7 protein-coding genes are annotated in these 4,071 nt (G+C 49.9%); all 7 read left to right on the top strand.

The annotated features are described in order from the left end of the window. Window positions 1-111: 111 nt before the first annotated feature. Window positions 112-807, top strand: coding sequence for a 3-oxoacyl-ACP reductase FabG (gene fabG / locus ACKOVI_RS00785; RefSeq protein WP_509601871.1), 696 nt, complete (start codon window positions 112-114; stop codon window positions 805-807). A 1-nt stretch (window position 808) separates the two neighbouring features. Then, entirely contained in the window at window positions 809-1,576 is a 768-nt protein-coding gene (gene fabI / locus ACKOVI_RS00780) for an enoyl-ACP reductase FabI (RefSeq protein ID WP_509601867.1), read from the top strand. Then, the gene (locus ACKOVI_RS00775; RefSeq protein ID WP_509601864.1) at window positions 1,569-2,189 is read left to right on the top strand and encodes a D-alanyl-D-alanine carboxypeptidase family protein; all 621 of its coding nucleotides are present in this window, start codon (window positions 1,569-1,571) and stop codon (window positions 2,187-2,189) included. Before fabI ends, ACKOVI_RS00775 begins: the two co-directional genes overlap by 8 nt. Before the next feature lie 250 nt (window positions 2,190-2,439). After that, complete coding sequence (infC, locus tag ACKOVI_RS00770) at window positions 2,440-3,024, top strand: translation initiation factor IF-3 (RefSeq protein ID WP_509601869.1); 585 nt, start codon at window positions 2,440-2,442, stop codon at window positions 3,022-3,024. A gap of 42 nt (window positions 3,025-3,066) precedes the next feature. Then, complete coding sequence (rpmI, locus tag ACKOVI_RS00765) at window positions 3,067-3,264, top strand: 50S ribosomal protein L35 (RefSeq protein WP_509601862.1); 198 nt, start codon at window positions 3,067-3,069, stop codon at window positions 3,262-3,264. A 12-nt stretch (window positions 3,265-3,276) separates the two neighbouring features. Then, entirely contained in the window at window positions 3,277-3,642 is a 366-nt protein-coding gene (rplT, locus tag ACKOVI_RS00760) for a 50S ribosomal protein L20 (protein ID WP_509601860.1), read from the top strand. A gap of 60 nt (window positions 3,643-3,702) precedes the next feature. After that, a partial coding sequence (locus ACKOVI_RS00755) for an RNA methyltransferase substrate-binding domain-containing protein (RefSeq protein WP_509601858.1) occupies window positions 3,703-4,071 on the top strand: 369 nt, incomplete at its 3' end.

Here is a 4,071-nt window from a genome sequence, read left to right as displayed (position 1 = left end):
TATCTTTAGTAATTCCAGCATTGGCAACGATGATCTCTGGCTGCCCAATTTCTCTCTCAATCTTGGTAAATCCAGCATCAACGGATTCGGTTGATGTGACATCCATCTTCTATTGCACTCGTCACAGGTGGCAATCGCGGTATCGGCCTAGCTATCGCCCAGAGCCTGAAGGCCGCCGGCCATCGCGTTGTGGTTACCTATCGCAGCGGAACTCCACCAGAGGGATTTGATGCAGTTCAGATGGATGTCACATCAACTGAATCCGTTGATGCTGGATTTACCAAGATTGAGACAGAAATTGGGCAGCCAGAGATCATCGTTGCCAATGCTGGAATTACTAAAGATACGCTCGTGATGCGCATGAGCGATGAAGATTTTGAAAGTGTCATTAATGCCAATCTCACCGGTGCATTCCGTGTTTCAAAGCGTGCCACAAAAGGCTTACTGAAGCTCAAGCGCGGCCGTCTTATCTTTATTGGCTCCGTTGTTGGGGGAGTTGGAGCTGCCGGTCAGGTGAACTATTCGGCTTCGAAGTCAGGTCTTGTTGGAATGGCTCGATCATTTGCCCGCGAACTTGGTAGTCGCGGAATCACAGCAAATGTCATCGCTCCTGGCTTCGTTGAAACAGATATGACAGCAGCATTAGATGAGAAGAGACGATCTGATATCGCCGGTCAAGTGCCGCTTGGGCGTTTTTGTACCGCCGATGAAATCGCTGATGTCGTAACCTTTATCGCATCTCCACAGGCAAGCTACATCACTGGTGCATTGATTCCAGTTGATGGCGGATTAGGAATGGGTCATTAATATGGGAATCCTTCAAGGCAAGAACATCTTGGTCACAGGAGTTCTCACAGATGGATCCATCGCGTTCCATATTGCTCGTCTTGCTCAAGAAGAAGGTGCCAATGTCGTCCTCACAGGTTTCGGCCGAGGTCTTAGTTTGACCACACGAATTGCCGGCCGACTTCCACAGATGCCACCGATCATCGAACTCGATGTCACCAATCAAGATCACCTTGATGCCCTTGCCGATGAGGTGCGCAAGCATCTTCCTCACCTTGATGGCGTTGTGCACTCCATTGGTTTTGCACCGGAGTCAGCACTGGGCGGAAACTTCCTCAATACGCAATGGCCTGATGTATCAACTGCAGTGCAGATCTCTGCCTATTCACTCAAGTCGCTCACACTCGCATGTCGTCCATTGATGACAAATGGTGGTTCAGTTGTTGGCCTTGATTTTGATGCACAGGTTGCATGGCCGCTCTATGACTGGATGGGAATTGCAAAGGCGGCCCTCGAATCCACAAGCCGCTACCTTGCAAAATATCTCGGTAAAGAGAATATTCGTGTCAATCTCGTAGCAGCAGGCCCCATCAGCACGGTGGCTGCAAAGTCAATCCCAGGATTTGCTCGCTTTAAGGAGCTTTGGGATGAGCGCAGTCCGATGGCATGGGATGTCACCGATCCTGTTCCTGCAGCACAGGCAACAGTTGCCTTGTTAAGTGATTGGTTCCCAAAGACCACTGCAGAGATCATCCACGTTGATGGTGGATATCATGCAATGGGTGGCTAGAGAACACTTACCAGTTGCAGCGATATTTACATCGCTTGTAGTCGGGGCAATCACCGCTCTCTCAACAGGGTCAATATCCCTTGACCCTAATTTACCGCCCACTCTGTCGTGCTTTGACAAGTCTTCTGCGACGATTCGAGTGACTAAAGAAGTTCACTGTGCGGCGCCACTCATTTCACTTGGTAGCTCTCCAATAGTCGAGAGCGCAACCGCTGGTGGCATCGTCAATAGAATTCATCCAATTCTGCAGGCTCGTTTCGAAGCTGCTGCAACAGCTGCCGATCGTGAAGGAGTACACCTCTACATCACTTCAGGATTTCGAAACACAGAACGACAAGCTTTTCTCTTTACCAATGCGATAAAGAAGTACGGAAGTGAGACCGAAGCGGCCAAGTGGGTTTTACCTCCGCAGTTTTCCCACCATCCACACGGCTTAGCCATTGATGTGAACTATCCAGGTGATCGCCTCGGCGCTGCCTGGCTCGAGACCAATGGGTCACGTTTCGGTCTTTGCCGTGTTTACGCCAACGAGTGGTGGCATTTTGAAGGCGTGATCGCGCCGGGCGATACTTGCCCGAAAATGGCCCCCAATGCCCTCGTCGATATGCGGTAGAAAGCCTCAATTTCTCATCCGAGCGCTCATCCTTTAGACTCTCTCCAGACCAGTAGCCAGCGGCTACTGAAAGAGGAGTTCGCACTCCCACCTCCGCAAGCGCTCGCTTCAATGGCCTCGGCTATCTGAAGGGTGAAAATAGCTCGGATTGGTATGTCAGGAAAAACCCTTTCAGGGTTTTCTTGTTCGGTGCGCATTCAACTTTCAGGCGCCATGGTTACACGAAATAAACCGAGCAAAGGAATATCAAATCTCCACTGACCCACGCATCAATGATCGAATCCGCACACCTCAGGTTCGTCTGATTAATTACACAGGCGAGCAAGTAGGAGTCGTAGATATCGAAGCTGCTATGGCGATGGCGGATGAAATCGGACTCGATCTCGTAGAGATCGCAGCTGAGGCCAATCCACCCGTATGCAAAATTATGGATTTCGGAAAGTACAAGTACGAAGTTGCACAGAAGGCACGCGAAGCTCGTCAGAACCAGACCCATATTGTTGTAAAGGAAGTACGCCTTACTCCGAAGATTGAAAATCACGACTACGAGACAAAGCGCTCAGCGGTTGAGAAATTCCTCAAGGGTGGCGACAAAGTGAAGATCACCATGAAGTTCCGTGGACGTGAGCAAACACGTCCAGAGCTCGGTTTCAAGCTCTTGCAACGTCTTGCAGAAGATGTAAAAGAGATTGCCTTCGTCGAGTTCGCCCCAAAGCAAGAGGGACGAAATATGACAATGGTGCTCGGTCCAACAAAGAAGAAGACCGAAGCAGTGGCAGAGCAGAAGGCGGCACGAGCTGCTAAAGCTAAGGCCGCTGAAATCGCTGCAGAATAATTTTTCGCTAACGACGCAGTAACAAGGTAAGAGGAGATAGAAATGCCAAAGATGAAGACCCACAGTGGCGCGAAGAAGACTTTTCGCGTTACAGGTTCAGGAAAGATCATGCATGAGCGTGCAGGCAAGCGCCACCTTTTGGAGCACAAGTCATCACGTGTTACTCGTCGTATGAGCCAAGAACAATCTGCAAAGCCAACCGTCACAATGACAGCCAAGCGCATGCTTGGTTTGAAGTAAGGGGGATAACCGATGAGAGTAAAGCGCGGAGTACACGCAGCTAAGAAGCGTCGCACAACCCTCGAGCGCGCAGCCGGATATCGTGGCCAGCGTTCACGTCTTTTCACAAAGGCGAAGGAGCAAGTAACGCACTCAATGGTCTATGCATTTAATGACCGCAAAGATAAGAAGGGCGACTTCCGTCAGCTCTGGATCCAGCGTATTAATGCAGCAGCACGTGAGAACGGACTTACCTACAATCGTTTGATCCAGGGCCTCAAGCTTGCAGGTCTTGAAGTTGATCGTCGCGTACTTTCAGATATCGCAACAAACGATCCAGCTGCATTCAAGGTACTTGTTGAAGTTGCTCGCACACACGTTGCTGCAGCTCAGAAGTAATCCTCAGTCAGCTATTTAAAGCCAATGATAGAGAGCCTTCACTCGCCACACGTTGCGCGAGTGAAGGCTCTTATTGGTTCTCGAGGCGTTAAAGAGAGACGGAGCGCAGGCTTCTTTGTTGCAGAGGGATTGCAGGCAGCAAGTGAAGCGCTGACTTCTAAGAGCGCGCCATTTATCAAACATCTCTATGTCACAAATTCTGGTCTCTTAAAATTATCTGACTTTGATCTCAATGAGATTGATGTCGTTGAAGTAACAGACGCAGTAATGGCTGAAATGACTTCAACTGTTACTCCGCAGGGCGTTCTTGCCCTCTGCGTGCTTCCCCGTCGCGAAATTACAGAACTTTCCACACTCGCGACAAAAGCTGCAGCTCGAATTGTCTACTTACATGAAATGCAAGATGGTGCCAGCATTTCCTGGATCTTG

This window comes from Candidatus Planktophila sp. (genome assembly GCF_046070465.1).
Classification (GTDB): domain Bacteria; phylum Actinomycetota; class Actinomycetes; order Nanopelagicales; family Nanopelagicaceae; genus Planktophila.
The sequence above is the reverse complement of the archived record's forward strand: the minus strand, read 5'-3'. Positions and strand labels throughout refer to the sequence as shown.